The organism is Parviterribacter kavangonensis, assembly GCF_056863335.1.
Map to the genome: position 1 here is coordinate 155,056 of NZ_JBXPJA010000001.1, position 14,922 is coordinate 169,977.

Annotated in this window: 14 protein-coding genes; 5 read left to right on the forward strand and 9 right to left on the reverse strand. The window is 73.4% G+C overall.

What is annotated here, in order from left to right:
- Window positions 1-6: 6 nt before the first annotated feature.
- Both AC1UE4_RS00730 and AC1UE4_RS00735 read right to left on the reverse strand, forming a co-directional pair.
- On the reverse strand, window positions 7-2,166 hold the full coding sequence (locus AC1UE4_RS00730; RefSeq protein ID WP_482915304.1) for a coiled-coil domain-containing protein: 2,160 nt from the start codon (window positions 2,164-2,166) through the stop codon (window positions 7-9).
- A gap of 46 nt (window positions 2,167-2,212) precedes the next feature.
- The gene (locus tag AC1UE4_RS00735; protein ID WP_482915305.1) at window positions 2,213-2,461 is read right to left on the reverse strand and encodes a hypothetical protein; all 249 of its coding nucleotides are present in this window, start codon (window positions 2,459-2,461) and stop codon (window positions 2,213-2,215) included.
- 108 nt (window positions 2,462-2,569) lie between these two features.
- On the opposite strand from AC1UE4_RS00735, the gene AC1UE4_RS00740 reads away from it, so the two are divergent.
- From AC1UE4_RS00740 to AC1UE4_RS00755, 4 genes are all read left to right on the forward strand, one after another.
- Window positions 2,570-3,505, forward strand: coding sequence for a LysR family transcriptional regulator (locus tag AC1UE4_RS00740; RefSeq protein WP_482915306.1), 936 nt, complete (start codon window positions 2,570-2,572; stop codon window positions 3,503-3,505).
- Between the two features lie 62 nt (window positions 3,506-3,567).
- Window positions 3,568-3,819 carry a circadian clock KaiB family protein gene (locus tag AC1UE4_RS00745; RefSeq protein WP_482915307.1) on the forward strand — a complete coding sequence of 84 codons (252 nt, stop codon included), beginning with the start codon at window positions 3,568-3,570 and terminating at the stop codon, window positions 3,817-3,819.
- A complete protein-coding gene (kaiC, locus tag AC1UE4_RS00750) occupies window positions 3,816-5,270 on the forward strand; it encodes a circadian clock protein KaiC (RefSeq protein ID WP_482915308.1) in 1,455 nt (484 codons plus the stop codon). The genes AC1UE4_RS00745 and kaiC overlap by 4 nt, the downstream gene beginning before the upstream one ends.
- Complete coding sequence (locus AC1UE4_RS00755; protein WP_482915309.1) at window positions 5,243-5,620, forward strand: STAS domain-containing protein; 378 nt, start codon at window positions 5,243-5,245, stop codon at window positions 5,618-5,620. The genes kaiC and AC1UE4_RS00755 overlap by 28 nt, the downstream gene beginning before the upstream one ends.
- Here AC1UE4_RS00755 and AC1UE4_RS00760 read toward each other — a convergent pair.
- The 5 genes from AC1UE4_RS00760 to AC1UE4_RS00780 form a co-directional block, all read right to left on the reverse strand.
- Entirely contained in the window at window positions 5,607-5,972 is a 366-nt protein-coding gene (locus AC1UE4_RS00760) for a hypothetical protein (RefSeq protein WP_482915310.1), read from the reverse strand. The genes AC1UE4_RS00755 and AC1UE4_RS00760 overlap by 14 nt on opposite strands.
- 80 nt (window positions 5,973-6,052) lie before the next feature.
- Window positions 6,053-7,423, reverse strand: a complete 1,371-nt coding sequence (locus AC1UE4_RS00765) for an FAD-dependent monooxygenase (RefSeq protein ID WP_482915311.1) — start codon at window positions 7,421-7,423, stop codon at window positions 6,053-6,055.
- Window positions 7,424-8,512: a type III polyketide synthase gene (locus AC1UE4_RS00770; protein WP_482915312.1), complete on the reverse strand. Its 1,089-nt coding sequence runs from the start codon at window positions 8,510-8,512 to the stop codon at window positions 7,424-7,426.
- A 30-nt stretch (window positions 8,513-8,542) separates the two neighbouring features.
- Window positions 8,543-9,241: a methyltransferase domain-containing protein gene (locus AC1UE4_RS00775; RefSeq protein WP_482915313.1), complete on the reverse strand. Its 699-nt coding sequence runs from the start codon at window positions 9,239-9,241 to the stop codon at window positions 8,543-8,545.
- Between the two features lies 1 nt (window position 9,242).
- Window positions 9,243-9,611, reverse strand: coding sequence for a VOC family protein (locus AC1UE4_RS00780; RefSeq protein WP_482915314.1), 369 nt, complete (start codon window positions 9,609-9,611; stop codon window positions 9,243-9,245).
- Between the two features lie 131 nt (window positions 9,612-9,742).
- Between AC1UE4_RS00780 and AC1UE4_RS00785 the strand changes: the two genes are divergently transcribed.
- Window positions 9,743-10,606, forward strand: coding sequence for a hypothetical protein (locus tag AC1UE4_RS00785; RefSeq protein WP_482915315.1), 864 nt, complete (start codon window positions 9,743-9,745; stop codon window positions 10,604-10,606).
- Window positions 10,607-10,802: 196 nt separating this feature from the next.
- Here AC1UE4_RS00785 and AC1UE4_RS00790 read toward each other — a convergent pair whose 3' ends face one another.
- Both AC1UE4_RS00790 and AC1UE4_RS00795 read right to left on the reverse strand, forming a co-directional pair.
- Entirely contained in the window at window positions 10,803-12,014 is a 1,212-nt protein-coding gene (locus AC1UE4_RS00790) for an epoxide hydrolase family protein (protein WP_482915316.1), read from the reverse strand.
- A gap of 138 nt (window positions 12,015-12,152) precedes the next feature.
- Window positions 12,153-14,894, reverse strand: a complete 2,742-nt coding sequence (locus AC1UE4_RS00795) for an AAA family ATPase (RefSeq protein ID WP_482915317.1) — start codon at window positions 14,892-14,894, stop codon at window positions 12,153-12,155.
- Window positions 14,895-14,922 lie beyond the last annotated feature (28 nt).

Consider the following 14,922-nt stretch of genomic DNA (forward strand, 5'->3'; position numbering starts at 1 on the left):
GCGAGCTTACCTGCGCTGACGGCTGCTCACGTCGGGATCGGCGATCCGCTCGAGCAGCTCGGCGGCCCGCCGCTCCATCGCGTCGGCGGCCGCGAGGCCCTCGGCGATGCGGTCGCGCGCCTGCTCGAACGCCTCCGCGCGCTCGCGCGTGGCGATGTGCTCGCCGGCGTGCAGGCGCAGCGCCCCGCGCAGGCGCATCACCCGGCTCTCGAGGTCCCGCGTCCGCTGGCTGCCCTCCATGACGACGAGCGTCACGCTCGTCAGCCGCTCCTGCAGCGCCGCGCGCTCCTCCTCGGCCGTGGTCGCCTCGGCGCGGACCTCCTCGAGGCGCCGCTCCAGCGTCTCGACCTGCTTCACGCGCTCGGCGCTGCCCGCCGCCTCGGCGAGCAGCCGCTCGCGCTCGACGCGCAGCTCCTCCGCCTCCGTCCGGCTCGCGTCGAGCTGCGCCTCCACCTCGGCCAGCCGCGCGACCTGGACCTCGATCGCCCCGCGCGCCTGCTCGAGGGACCGCAGCTCGTCGTGCGCCTTCGCGAGCGCCTCCTGCGCGTCGCCGGCGCGCCGGCGCTCGACCTCCACGGTGCGCAGCAGCTCCTCGACCTTCTCGTCGCTGCGGCCGCGCCGCTCGCGCTCGGACTCGACATCGACGCGCAGCGCCTGCGCCGCCTCGGTCTCCGCCGCCGCGCGCGCGGCGGCCTCGCGCTCGGCGGCGCGGGCGGCCTCGGAGACGAGCCGCAGGTCCTCGAGCTCGCGCGCGCGGGCCTCGAGCTCCTCGCGCAGCACGCCGCTCTCGCTGCTGGCGGCGCGCTCGGCGGCGGCGAGGCGCTCCTGCAGCCGCGTCAGCTCGTGCCGCGCCTGGTCGAGCTGCGCCTCGAGCGCGGCGGACTCGGCGATCGCCTGCTCGTGCTTGCCCGCCGCCTCGTGGGCCGCGCGCCGCGCCTCGGCCGCTTGGCGCTGCAGCTCGTCGCGGGAGCTCTCGAGGTCCTGCGCGCGCTGCTCGGCGATCCGCGCGGTCTCGCGCGCGTCGGCCAGCGCCTGCAGCGCCTCCTCGTCCGCGAGGCCCTGGATCGCGCGTTGCTCGAGCTCGGCGATGCGCGACTCCGCGGCGGCGACGCGGGCGTCGGCCTCCTCGCGCACGGCGGCGGTCCGGCGGTCGGCCTCCTCGCGGATCGCCTCGACCTGGTCGTGCATCCGCCGCTCGGCCTCCTCGCGGGCGCCGCGCTCGCGCTCGAGCAGCCGGCCGGCCTCCGCCGCGGCGGCCTCCGCGCCGGTCGCCGCCTCGCGGGCGCGGGCGAGGTCGGCCTCGAGGCGCGCGGCGCGCTTGCGGACCTCCTGCAGCTCCTGCTCGACCGACTCGACGTGCGCGAAGCGGTCATGCATCGCCTCGGTGGCGGCGAGGGCCTCCCGGGCCGCCCGTTCGGCGTCCTCACGAGCGCGGAGCGCCTCCCGCGCGCGCAGCTCGGCGACTTGGCGCGCCTCGGCGGCTGCGGCGCCGCGGGTCTCGGCGGAGCGCCGCGCCTCCTCGGCGGCCTGCCGGGCGGCCACGGCGTTCGCCAGCTCGGCGGCGGAGCGCGCGGCCTCCTCCGTCGCGCGCCGCAGCTCGTCGCGGGCGGCGGTCAGCTCGGCGCGGCGGTCGCGCTCCTCCTGCTTGCTCGCCTCCTGCGCGCGCTCGGCCTCCTCGACGCGCTGGCGCAGCAGCTCGGCGTCGCGCTTGGCGTCGTCGACCGACTCGCGCTCGCTCTCGAGCATCCGCAGCCGCTGCTCGAGCGCACGGACGCGGTCGGCGGCGGCCAGCAGCGGGTCGTCGGAGGGAGCCGCGGCGATGCGCTCGGGCGCCGGCGCCGGCACCGCGCGCGGCGAGACGAGGCGCCGCTCGGTGGGAGCGGGCAGGTCGAGGACGTCGCCGCCCACGTCGAGCGCGTAGGCGACCCGGCCGGTCAGCATCGACGCCGGCGGGGCGAAGGGGAGGACGAAGGCGCCGGTGACGGGATCGAAGCGATCCGGCGCGCCGAGCGCCTCGAAGCGGTGGGCGCGGCGCCCGTCGTCGACCAGCAGCGCGGGCTCGGCGCCGTTCGCGACGTCCGGGTCGATGCGACCCGCGACCCGCAGGAGCGCTCGCTGGGGGGAGGCGGCGACTCGCTCGAAGAACGCCACCGACAAGGGACGCATTGCCCGCGGAGCCTAGCCCCGCGGGCGGCGTCATCGAGGGGCTCGACTACGCGGCCAGGTGCAGCGCGTGCACGCGCAGCAGGTCGACGAGCTCGGCCGTGGGGGCGAAGGGGTCGGCGACGGAGGTGCTGTCCACCACGGACAGCGCGGCCTCGGGGCGGCCGTCGACCTCGGCGATCAGGACCGGGGCGGTCGGGACCGCGGCGCTGTCGAGCGCGGCGAGGCGGTTGAGTGCGCGCTCGTCGGCGTCGGTGGCGGCGCGGATGGAGATGACAGGGGTGGTGAGGGTGGTCATGGCTTGTTCCGGGTCTCGTGTTGTTCTTGGTCTCTCCCCCTTCCATAGTCGGACGCTTGGGCCAGAAGCTCAAGTGACATCTCTTCATCGTTGGGATAAGATCAGCTGATGCTCGACGTCAAGCGTCTCCGGGTCCTCAGGGAGGTCGCGGCGTGCGGGTCCTTCTCCGCCGCGGCGGAGTCCCTCGCCTACACGCAGTCGGCCGTCAGCCAGCAGATCGCCGCGCTCGAACGGGAGGCCGGCACGCGCCTCGTCGAGCGCTCGGCGCGCGGCGTCCGGCTGACCGAGGCGGGCGGCGCGCTCGTCCGGCACACCGAGATCATCCTCGCCCGGCTGGCCGACGCGGAGGCCGAGCTGGAGGCGATCGCCGGCCTGCGCGGCGGCCGTCTGCGCCTCGCCTCGTTCGCCTCGGCGGGGGCCACGATCATGCCGCGCGCGATCGCGCTGTTCCGCGAGCGCCACCCGGCGGTCGACCTGACGCTCGAGCCGGCCGAGATGGACGAGGCGATCGACAAGCTCAAGGCGGGCACGGTGGACGTCGCGCTGACGATCGACGCGCCGTTCTGCGCCATCGACGAGGAGCAGGTCGACGGCGTCCATCTGCTGGACGATCCGATGTACCTGGCGCTCCCGAGCGGCCACAAGCTCGCCGGGAAGGCGCGCATCCGCCTGGAGGACGTCCGCGAGGAGGCCTTCATCGGCGGCTCCAGCCGCGGCTGCCCGGACACGATGATCCTGCTGCGCGCGTGCAACGCAGCGGGCTTCGAGCCGCGGATCGCGTTCCACTCCGACGACTACCTGGCGATCCAGGGCTTCGTCGCGGCGGGCGTCGGCGTGGCGCTCATCCCCGACCTGGCGCTGCTGGCGGTGCGCGACGACGTGGCGATCCGGTCGCTCGGCGCGCGGCCGCCGCTGCGACGCATCCAGGCGGCCACCCTGCGCGGCAGCTACCGCACGCCCGCGGTCGAGGCGATGCTCGGCATCCTCCGCGAGGTCGGCGCCGACTTCGCGCAGCAGCGCCAGACGCTCGCGCTCGCATCCTGACCCGAAGTCGCGGGTAGGGTGCGCCGATCGGCGAAGGCACCATCACCGAGCTCCGGCTGTACGTGGTCGGGGGAACGCAGGCGTCCGAGCGGGCGCTGCGATCGCTCGACCGCCTCCGCGAGCAGCTCGGCGACCTGGCGTCGGTCGAGGTGATCGACCTGCGCGACCAGCCCCGGTTGGCCGAGGAGCAGCGGATCCTGGCCACGCCGCTGCTCGTGCGCCTCGATCCGCCGCCGGTCCGCCGCATCGCCGGCGACCTGTCGGACCCGGAGCGCGTCATCTGGTCGCTCGGCCTCGGGAGAGGAACGCCGTGATCGCAGGGGAGATCCCGCGCCTCTCGCCGGGCATCGAGGGGCTCGACGACATCACCGGCGGCGGCCTGCCGCGCGAGCGGCTGACCCTCGTCGCCGGCACCGCGGGCAGCGGCAAGACCGTCCTGGCCGTGCAGTACCTGGCGGACGGCATCCGGCAGGTCGAGCCGGGTGTCTTCGTGACCTTCGAGGAGCGCCCGTCGGCGATCCGCCGCAACTTCGGCTCGTTCGCGTGGGACATCCCCGCCTGGGAGGAGCAGGGGACCTGGACCTTCGTCGACGCGGCCCCGCGGTACGAGGACGAGGTCGAGGTGGCGGGGGACTACGACCTCGCGTCGCTGGTCGTGCGCGTGCGGCACGCGGTGGAGCAGGTCGGCGCCAAGCGCGTCGCGCTCGACTCGACGGGCTCGCTCATCGAGCAGTTCTCGAACAACATGGCGGCGCGGCGCGCGCTCTTCCAGATCGCGTCCGAGCTCGAGGCGCTCGGCGTCACCACGATCATGACCGCCGAGCGGCCCGACGACTACGGGCCGATCTCGCGCCACGGCTTCGAGGAGTTCGTCGCCGACAACGTCATCATCCTGCGCAACGCGCTCGACGCCGAGAAGCGGCGGCGCACCGTCGAGGTGCTGAAGCTGCGCGGCGGGTCGCACCTGCGGGGCGAGCACCTCTTCTCGATCCGCACGGAGCGCGGGATGGTCGCAGTGCCCCAGGTCAGCCCGACCATTGCCTACAGCTCGTCGCGGCGGCGGCTGTCGTCGGGGCTCGCCGAGCTCGACCGCATGTTCTGCGGCGGCCTGTACGACCAGTCGCTCGTGCTCGTCAACGGCGCGACCGGCACGGGCAAGTCGCTGCTGTCGGCGCACTTCGTCGCCGGGGGAATGGCGAGCGGCGACAAGGCGGTCCTCTTCTCGTTCGAGGAGAGCCGCGACCAGATCGTCCGCAATGCAGCCGCGTGGGGGCTCGACTTCGATGCGCTGGAGGCGAGCGGGCAGCTGCGGATCGTCGCCGCCGCGCCCGAGGGAGCTCCTCTGGAGGACCACCTGCTGCGGATGAAGGACGAGATGAACGCCTTCGCTCCCGATCGGGTGGCGATCGACTCGCTGACCGCGCTGCAGCGCGTCGCGACGGCCAAGTCGTTCCGGGAGTACCTGCTGGGGCTGTCGGCCCAGATCAAGTCGCGGGCGGCGCTGGGGCTGGTGACCGCGGCGGCGGAGGGGCTCGAGGGCGGGCTGTCGACGGGCTCGCTGCACGTGTCGACCGTCAGCGACACGGTCATCCTGCTGCAGTACGTGGGCGCGGGATCCGAGGTCCGCCGAGCGCTGAACGTGCTGAAGATGCGCGGCTCGGACCACGACAAGGCGCTGCGCGAGTACACGATCGACGACAGCGGGATGCACATCGGCGACCCGATCGCGGTGGAGGCGTGGAGCCACCTCCCGCGCATGCTTTGAGCGACGGGCCCGTCACCGTCGAGCACGTCGACGCCCGCACGGCGGTGGTGGTCGTGCGCGGCGACACGCTCGGCTTCGCGGCCGAGTCGCTGGCCGGCGCCGTCGAGTCGGTGGCCGCGTCCGGCGTGGCGGGGATCGTCGTCGACTTCTCCTCGCTGCCGGTGCTGAACTCGAAGCTCCTCGACGGGCTGGTGCGCGCGTCTCGTTCGCTCGCGATCGGGGCGGGCGCGATCGTCGTCGTCGCGCGGCCGGACTACGTCGGGCACATGCTCGAGATCAGCGAGACCGGCGGCCTCGTGCTGATCGCCGAGACGCGCGACGAGGCGCTGGAGATCCTCAGCTCGTTGTGAGCGTCGGCCGCGGCGCGCGCTTCTTCGAGCCGGGGAGCAGCGCACCGGCCTCGAAGCGGCTGACGGCGTGCGGCTGCGGCTCGTGCGCCGCGTGCCATGCCGGCATGAGCGCCTGGTCGTCGGCGCTCAGCAGCGCGACGTGGCGCCCGTCGTAGATCTCGAGCAGGTACATGCGCGCCGTCTTCGTCCGCCAGTGGTCGGCCGCGGCGCGGAACGGCGTCCCGCCGCGCGTCACCGCCAGCAGGAACCGGTCGATCGTCGCCTGCGCGTCGCCGTCCTGCGGCACGAGGTACGCCGAGATGTGCTGCTTGAGCTCGAGCGGTGGCCACTCGAGCCCGAGCGCTCGGTCCATGTCCGCCACGTGCTCGCGGAGTGCTTGCGGGTCCCGCGTCTTCAAGGGGCGCCGATCCTCTTCCTACTTGAGCGTTGGTGTCAAGTCGCACGTTGTACGGGACCCGGTGTTGGCGCGCCGGGTCCGGTGCCGGTGCCGGTCGCGTGCACGTGGCGGTCCGGCCGCACGACCGCCCAGTCGGCGTGGTGCTCGCGCAGCCAGCGGGCCGTGAGGTCGTCGGCGACCTCGGCCGCGCGGACGACGGACCAGCCCCCGCCGAGCGCCTCGTCGAGCCGCGGGTCGCTCTGGGGAAGGAGCCGGCCGGCGCCGGGGGTCCGGGTCACGAAGCGGCGCGGGAGGGTGGCGGGCGGCTTCGGCGCGCCCCGCTGCAGCCAGGCGGCGAGCGCGGTGCCGTCGAGCGCGGTGAGCGAAGCGTCGCGCGCGAGCGCGAGCCGGGGACGCCGCGTCTGGACCAGCGCACCGACGAACCGCGCGAGCGCGGTCATGCGCACGACGTGCGGCCGGCGCTCGGCCTCGTAGGTGTCGAGCAGCTCCTCGCCGGCGTGGCCGCCGACGACGGCCGCAAGCTTCCAGGCGAGGTTCACGGCGTCGCGCAGGCCCGAGCCGAGCCCCTGGCCGGCGAACGGCGGCATGAGGTGCGCGGCGTCGCCGGCGAGCAGCACGCGGCCGGCGCGCCAGCGCTCGGCGGTGCGGGCGTGGAACGTGTAGACCGCCGCGCGGTGCGGTTCGGCGCCCGGGCCGGCGAGGCGCGCGACGAACGCCGGGTCGGCGGACGTTCCGGGGGCGACCATGACCTCCGCGCGGCGCCGCGCCTCCCCGAGCGGCAGCGTCACCGCGGGGGCGCGCGGATCGCCGACGAACTCCGCGACGGCGGGACCACGCTCGGCGACGCGCGCGTCGACGACGAGCCAGCGCTGCGCGAACGTCGTGCCGCCGAAGCGGATGCCGGCCGCCGCCCGCACCGCGCTGCGCGCCCCGTCGCAGCCGACGACGTACCGCGCCCGCAGCGGCCCGTCGGACAGCCGGGCGAGGACGCCGTCGCGGTCCTGCTCGAGCGCGCGCAGCTCGATCCCCCGCCGCGCCGCGTCGCCGACGTGCGCGGCCAGCGCCTCCTCGACGAGCGGCTGGTGGATGCCGACGAGCGCGGGGTGGCCGTTGGCGGTCGCGGCCGGCGTGCGCATGAGCGTGACCGCGCGGCCGTCCCGCAACCGCAAACGCGCCTCGGAGAGGACGACGCCCGCCTCCACGACCGGCGCGGCGCAGCCCACCGTCGCGAGCGCGCGCAGCGCCTCGTCGTCGAGCGTCGCGGCGCGCGGCAGGTCGGGTGCGACGGCGTCGCGTTCGACCGCCAGCACCGCCACGCCGGACCGGCGCAGCAGCGCCGTCAGCAGCAGGCCGACCGGGCCGAGGCCGACGACGAGGACGTCGCACGCCTCCGCGCGCGACGCCATCTACCGGACGCGCAGCAGCGCGGCGTAGAGCGTCAGCCCGGGGCCGAACGCGAGCGCGACGACGGGCGCGCCCGCCGGCATCGGGGTCGTCCGCCGCAGCTCGTCCAGCACGAGCAGCACCGTGGCCGACGAGCAGTTGCCGTGGTCGCGCAGGACGGCGCGCGAGGCGTCCACCTCACTGCGATCCAGGCCGAGCCGGTCGGCGACGACGTCGACGATGCGCGGACCGCCCGGGTGCACCGCCCAGCCGGCGACGTCGTCGCGCGTCCAGCCGTGGCGGGCGAGGAGCTCATCGACCACGCCCTCGACGTGGCGGTCGAGCACCTCGGGCACGCGCGCGGACAGCCCCATGCGGAAGCCCAGGTCCGTGACGTCCCACGTCATGTACGACGCGGTCGACGGGTCGGTCCGTGCCGCGATGTCGACGACCTCGAACGCCCCTTCATCCGGCACCACCGTGACCGCGACCGCCGCGTCGGAGAAGAGCGCGTGCGCGACGAGCTGCTCCGGATCGTCGGTCGGCGGCTGGATGTGCAGGCTGGTGAGCTCGATGCACAGCATCACCGACACGCGCGACCGCGCCACTGCAGCGTCGGCGACGGTCGCCAGACCGGGGATCGCCGCGTAGCAGCCCATGTGCCCGATGTGCGTGCGCTGGACGTCGGCGCGCATGCCGAGCGCGTCGGCGAGCCGGATGTCGAGCCCCGGGGTCCCGTACCCCGTGCACGTGACGACGGCGAGGTGATCGACGTCGCCGACGTCGACGCCGGCGTCGTCGAGCGAGGCGCGGATCGCCTGCTCGCCGAGCGGCAGCGCGGTCTCGGCGAAGCGCTCCATGCGCCGGCCGGTCGACCAGCCGCGGACGTCCTCGCTGAACGGATCGGCGACGCCGTGGCGCTGCTCGACGCCGCAGCGCAGCCAGACCGCGCGCGACTTCTTCGCGTGGCCGTAGTGCTCGCCGAAGAACCCGTCCCACAGCTCGCGCTGACCGCGCGTGGCGGGGAACGCGGCGCCGTGGCCGGCGAGGCCGGCGGTCGGGCGGCGGATGAACCGCGGGCCGTCGGCCGTGCGCGGGTGGGCGAACGCCATCACCGCATGGTGGCACGCCCCGCGCGCCGTTCAGCCGCGCTTGCGCCCGGTTCCCTGGATCACGCCGTTGAGCGGCCGGGTCGGGACCATGGCGACCTCGTCGCGGAGGTGCAGCAGGAACGCGGCGAACTGGAGCGCGGCCGGGCGCAGGCCGCGGAGCCGCAGGTCGACGCCGCCGCGCGCGCACGCGGCGCGCAGCCGCTCGGGCGAGACGAACAGCGCGGGGTCGTGGCAGTGCAGCGGCGGGCCGCCCGGCACGCGCTCGCCGATGGTCACGAGCGTCAGCCGCGCGAAGGCGGTGTCGGCGATCGTGTCGCACACGAACGTCCCGCCGGGCCGCAGCACCCGGCACGCCTCCGACACCACGGCCTCGAGGTCGGGCACGTGCTCCAGGACCTCGCCGGCCACGACGACGTCGAACGACGCGTCGTCGAACGGCAGCGCGGCGACGTCGGCGTGCACCGGCTCCACGCCATGGCGGGCCGCCTCGGCCAGCGCCGTCTCGCTGAGGTCCACGCCGACGTGGCGCCATCCCGGCGGCAGGTGGGGAGCGAGCAGCCCGCCGCCGCACCCCATGTCCAGCAGCCGGGCGCCCGGGTGCGGTGGCGGCGGCACGAGCGCGCCCCGCGCCTTCGCGAGCCAGTGCAGCGCCGCGAACTCGCCCCGCGGCCGCCACCACTCGGCGGCGAGGTCGTCGTACTGGCGCAGGTCGTTGCGCGGGCGGAGCACCTCAGGAGGGGTAGGGCGCGTACCGGCGGTGGAGCATCAGCTCGTTGCCGTCGGGGTCGGTGAAGAACGCCATGTGGCAGACGCCCGTGTCGAACGTGTCGCCGGTGAACTCGACGCCCTTCGCCTCGAGCGCCTTGCGCATCTCGGCGACGTCGTCGCAGCGCAGGGGCCACGGGTTCCCCTTCTGGGGGATGAACGGCATGCCCTGCTTCTCGGGCTCCCAGATCCCGAAGCACGTCTCGCCGGCCCACTGCTCCCACTCGGCGTGCTCGTCGGGCCGCATGCCGAGGACGTCGCGGTAGAAGGTCCGTGCGCGCTCAGGGTCCTGCGTCGGGACGCCGAGGAAGTCGAGTCGTTCGATGACAGCCATGCGCCGACCGTCTCACAGGTTGCGGTCAGGTGCCGTCCCCAACCGGATCGGGGTGCCCCGACGGACCGGGGAGCGGAGGTTCAGGAGGATCCCCGATGTGAGCGGCGTCTCAGGCCGACAGAGTGGCCGCCATGAACCGCTCCTCCCTGCTCGCCGCCGTCGCCGCGTCCGGGCTGCTCGTCGCTCCGACGGCCGCGCTTGCCGATTCCACGCTCGTCGCCGGGCCCGTGAAGGTGAAGGGCTACTCGGTGAGCCTGACCGCCACCGACGGCTCCGCTGACTCGTTCTCCGTCGTCGCCTCGAAGAAGTCCGGGCCGTCGACGCAGATGCACATGTGGTCCTTCCAGGGCGTGGACGTCTCGATCAAGGGCGCGAAGGCGACGATCAAGGGGAGTCTCGGGAAGTACGGCTCGATCAACGCGAAGGTCAACGCCGGGAAGTCCGGCAAGGGCGTCGTCCCGGCCGGGTGCACCGGCACCGCGGGCAGCGCTCGGTCGGGCCAGCTGACCGGCAAGACGAAGCTCGTCCTCGACACGAGCTTCTTCAAGACCGTCGCGCCGAAGAGCCTCAAGGCGCAGATCCTGAAGGCCGGCAAGCTCGACTGCTCCGGCAGCGGGTCGGGCACGAGCGGCCTGATGCTCACGAGCTCGCTCGAGCAGCAGGACGGCCAGCTCATGGTCAGCATGAGCAAGACCGGCGGCAAGGTGAGCCAGTCTTTCATGCGGATGGACGCCGACTCGGCGACCGCTCCGGCGACCGTCATGCACATGATCACCGCGCAGACCGGCGACGCCGGCCTGACCGCCGCCTCGGACCTCTCCTCGGCGACCGCGAAGGGCGCGGGCGGCTTCCTCACCGGGACGCTCCAGTTCGCCGGCGAGTCGATGGGCACGATGGCGACCGGCACGGTGTCGGGCGACCTCACCGCGAAGTTCGACTCGATCGGCACGCAGACGCTGCCCGACGGCACCGACGCGATGCTCATGCAGCGGTAGCGCTTCCGCACACCCAAGAACGGCGAAGGCCCGCGACGTCGCGGGCCTTCGGCTTACATCCAGTCAACTACCAGCGCGACGACCGCTCCGGTGCAGAGCAGTTCGGCCACCGCGTACAGCGCGAGAGCGAAACGGCCGGTTGTCGCTTCGCGGTCCCGGGAGTCGGCTTCTGGTTGCATCTCGTCTCCCTTCTCACCTAGCGCAGCGATCGGAAACCCGTGCGCAGCTCGGAGGCGTACAGCTCGGGCTGCTCCCAGGCGGCGAAGTGCCCGCCCCGGTCCACCTCGTTGTAGTGGACGAGCTTGGGGTACGCCTGCTCGCTCCAGCTCCGCGGCGCGTAGACGACGTCGTCGGGGAACATGCTCACGGCCACTGGCACGGAGACGTTCCTGACGGACGCCCAGCTGGCCTTGTGCTCCCAGTAGATGCGGGACGCGGAGACCCCGGTGTTCGTCAGCCAGAACATGGTGGCGTTGTCGAGGACGTCGTCACGCGTCAGGCCTCCTTCGCGTCCTTCCACGAAGGCCGGGGCGATCAGCGTCTCGTAGCTGATCGGGTCGTGGTCGATCAGCCAGGCCGCCAGGGCAACGGGCGAGTCGGCCAGTCCGACCAGCGTCTGCGGATGCCAGGCCATCTCGGCCTGGCCCGCGTACCCGTAGGCGCTGGCCAGCGACTCGACCGCGCGTCGCTCGTCGGCCGAGAGGTCGGCCGGCAGGTCCCCATGGGTCTGGATCGCCTTCTCGACATCCGCCGGGAACACGCCGGGGAAGGTGCTGTGGATCCCGATCAGCTCCGGCGGGGCGTCGGGTCCGGCGGCCATCACATCGACGACGATCCCGCCCCAGTCGCCGCCGGCCGCGACGAACTGCTCGTAGCCGAGGCGCTTCATCAGCTCGACCCAGGCGCGCCCGATGTGCACCGCGTCCCAGCCGGTCGCGGCCGGCTTGCCGGAGAACCCGTAGCCCGGCATGTTGGGGATCACCACGTGGAAGGCGTCCGAGGCGCTCCCGCCATGCGCGGTCGGGTCGGTGAGCAGGTCGACGATCTTCAGCTGCTCGATGACCGAGCCCGGCCATCCGTGGCTGACGATGAGCGGCAGCGCGTCCTCGTGCTTGGAGCGGACGTGGACGAAGTGGATGTCCAGCCCATCGATCTCGGTGATGAAGTTGGGAACCGAGTTGAGCTTGGCCTCGCACTTGCGCCAGTCGTACTCGTTCAGCCAGTAGCTCGCGAGCGCCTGGAGCGTCGCCAACTGCACGCCCTGCGACGCGTCGTCGACGGTTTCCCTCTCGGGCCAGCGCGTGGCGGCGATGCGCGCGCGCAGGTCCTCGAGATCCTCCTCGGGGACGTCGATCGTGAACGGCCGGATGGCGGTGTTGCCCGCGGCCGTGTCCGCTGTGACAGCCATGTGGTCCTCCTGGGGACGGTTCGGTGACGCCACCCAACCTGAAGGCCTGATGGATGTGACGCACCCGTTGAAGACCCCGGGTCTGCCCACCGGGCCGCTCCCGGCCGATCCCCGCGCTGCCGAGACGGGCCCCTCGACTCAGGCGCGGAGCAGTCGAGACTCCGATCCCGGTGGTGCGTTCACCAGCTCCCGGCGGGAACGGATCCCGAGCTTGGTGAACACGTTGCTCAGATGCCACTCGACGGTCCGCGGGCTGAGGAAGAGCCGCGCCCCGATCTCCGGGTTCGACAACCCATCGGCGGCAAGCAGCGCGACCTGCCGCTCCTGCGCCGTCAGGTCGTCGCGAGTTTCGACGGTCCGCCGCCGCGCCTTCTCGCCGGTGGCTTGAAGCTCCTTGCGGGCGCGCTCGGCGAACGCCTCCATGCCGATCGTGGCCAGCATCTCGTGGGCCGTGCGCAGTTGGTCGCGCGCGTCGACTCGGCGGTTCTCGCGCCTCAGCCACTCCCCGTAGAGAAGATGAGCCCGGGCAAGCTCGGGACGCCGGCGGGTCCTCGCCAACCTCTCGATCGCCTCGCGATGCAGGCGGTCCGCACCATCGCCCTCGCTCACCAGTGCCCGGCAGCGCGCCTGCACTCCCCGACCCCAATCGGTGTTGCAGGACGCGGTGGCTGCCGTCACGCGCTCGAGCGCATCGTGGGCCACATCGGGTCTCCCTGAGCGGGCCGCGGCCTCCACGAGCTCGATCGCTGCCCAGGGTGAGACGTGGAGCAGCGGTGCCTGCTCGGCAGCTCGCTGGGCCGAGGCGAGCGCCCGTTCGTAGCGGCCCAGTCCGTTGAAGAGGATCGCGCTCACCCACTCGGCGAACTGGACCCCGAGCCCTTGTCCGCCTGTGCCGGCGTCACGGATGGTGGACTCGATCAACGGCGAGGCGTCCTCTTGACCGCGGAGCGCGGACAGCAACAGCTGGGCGTAGGGCGCCATGTGGGTCCCGGTCGCCTTCGTGATCGCATTGGCCTCGGCGATCGTGACCGTTGCAGCACCGAAGTCGCCTGACCACATGACGCAGATGGCCCAGTCGATCAGGTCGATCGGCAGCCTGGACAGCGCGCCGGCCTCGCGGGCCTCCCTGAGGTGGCGCCCGCTGATGGCGTGCCAGCTGTCGTCATCCCAGATGAGGATGGGCGGGAGCAGCGTCCTCCAACCCCAGCGGAGGTTCTCCGGGCGCGGTGACGCTTCGTTCACCATCAGGGCCGTCGCCCGTCTCAGCAGTGGCGCCGCCGCCGCCCGGCCTTCGATGACATGGGTGGCGAGGGCGTCGAGCAGCAGATCGGATGAACGGAGTGGCCGGGTCGGCCGCGGAGCCGACATGGCGGCACGACAGACCTCGACCATGCTGCCCGCGGAGGCCAGACGACCGGCGAACAACGCAGCTCCCCACGCGTCGAGGTAAGTCTCGCGGGCAAGCTCCGGGTCAAGTTGCTCGAGGCGTTTGGCAGCGTTCAAGAGCAGTGGCGGCGCCGAGGTCCCCAGGCTCGACGCGAACGCGATCTGACCGCGGAGCAGCTCCACGTGCGCCGCCTGCAGCTCGTCGGGCGTCGACGCCTCGGCCAGCGCCAGCAACGCGAGCGCGCCCTCGAAGCTGCCGGCATGCAAGCTCGCTTGGGCAGCGGCAAGCGCACGTCGCACCCGCTGGGCAGGATCGCCCGACAGAACAACGGCGCGATGCAGGAACGCTGCTGCCGCGGCCAGACCACCGCGCGCCTGGGCGCGGCCGGCGGACCGCTCGAGCGCCGCGGCGACCGGCTCGTCCGGCCCCGCTGCGGCGATGGCCAGGTGCCATGCGCGACGGTCGGGGTCGACGCTTCGATCGGTCGCCTCTGCCAAGGCCAGATGGACCTCGCGGCGTTGCTCTCTGGTCGCGGTCCGGTAGACGGCGGAGCGCACCAGCGGATGACGGAACGTCACGCGCTCGGCGACTGCGAGCAGCCCCTCCGTTTCCGTGTCCACGGCCGAGACGGCGATCCCCAGCCGCTCGCATGCAGTCACCAGCAGCAGAGGATCGCCTACCGGCTCGGCCGCCGCGACCAGCAGCAGGCGTCGCGTGTCGCCGGAGAGCGTCTCAACCCGACGAACGAAGCTCTCCTCGATCCGCCCTGCGAGCCCCTGCGCCTCGACCAGGCCGAAGCCGCCCGCCAACTGCCTGGCCGTCAAGCCTCGCGGCAGCTCCAACAGCGCCAGCGGGTTCCCGCGCGACTCGGCGAGGATGCGATCCCGGATTCGGTCGTCCAACCTGAATCGGACGGCCGAGCTCAGCAGCGCCCGGGCGTCGCCATTGCGGACGCCGCGCACCTCCATCTCGGGGAGGTGTCGAAGCTCCTCTCCCGGTTCACGCGCGGCGAACACGATCCCGACTGCTTCCGCCAGCAGGCGACGCGCGACGAAGGCCAGCGTCAACGCCGAAGCTTGGTCCAGCCACTGCGCGTCATCGACGACGCACAGCAATGGACGCTGTTCGGATGCCGCCGCGAGGAGGCCCAGTACGGCCAACCCGACGAAGAACCGATCGGGAGCGGGGCCGGCGCTCAGCCCGAACACCGTCTCCACCGCCCGCCGCTGGGGATCCGGGAGCGCGCGGAGCCGGTCGAGCAACGGCGCGCACAGTTGGTGCAGGCTGGCGAAGCCCAGCTCCATCTCCGACTCCACGCCGACTGCTCTTACGACCGTCAGATCAGACGCCGAGGCGATCAGGTAGTCGAGCAGGGCCGTCTTCCCGATCCCAGCCTCGCCTCGCAGTACGAGCGACCGGCTGTCGCCGCGACGTATCGCCGAGACCAGGTCGTCGAGCAGCGCGCACTCGTGCGCCCGCCCGCGCAGGTCCATGCGCTGGACCGGTCCGCGAGGTGGGCTG

Bases quoted from the DNA above. Each gene is read 5' to 3' on its own strand.
- AC1UE4_RS00765 (WP_482915311.1), bottom strand. From the start codon at position 7,423: ATGGCGTCGCGCGCGGAGGCGTGCGACGTCCTCGTCGTCGGCCTCGGC.
- AC1UE4_RS00780 (WP_482915314.1), bottom strand. From the start codon at position 9,611: ATGGCTGTCATCGAACGACTCGACTTCCTCGGCGTCCCGACGCAGGAC.
- AC1UE4_RS00760 (WP_482915310.1), bottom strand. From the start codon at position 5,972: ATGGACCGAGCGCTCGGGCTCGAGTGGCCACCGCTCGAGCTCAAGCAG.
- AC1UE4_RS00790 (WP_482915316.1), bottom strand. From the start codon at position 12,014: ATGGCTGTCACAGCGGACACGGCCGCGGGCAACACCGCCATCCGGCCG.
- AC1UE4_RS00785 (WP_482915315.1), top strand. From the start codon at position 9,743: ATGAACCGCTCCTCCCTGCTCGCCGCCGTCGCCGCGTCCGGGCTGCTC.
- AC1UE4_RS00735 (WP_482915305.1), bottom strand. From the start codon at position 2,461: ATGACCACCCTCACCACCCCTGTCATCTCCATCCGCGCCGCCACCGAC.
- AC1UE4_RS00730 (WP_482915304.1), bottom strand. From the start codon at position 2,166: ATGCGTCCCTTGTCGGTGGCGTTCTTCGAGCGAGTCGCCGCCTCCCCC.
- AC1UE4_RS00740 (WP_482915306.1), top strand. From the start codon at position 2,570: ATGCTCGACGTCAAGCGTCTCCGGGTCCTCAGGGAGGTCGCGGCGTGC.
- AC1UE4_RS00770 (WP_482915312.1), bottom strand. From the start codon at position 8,512: ATGGCGTTCGCCCACCCGCGCACGGCCGACGGCCCGCGGTTCATCCGC.
- AC1UE4_RS00795 (WP_482915317.1), bottom strand. From the start codon at position 14,894: ATGGACCTGCGCGGGCGGGCGCACGAGTGCGCGCTGCTCGACGACCTG.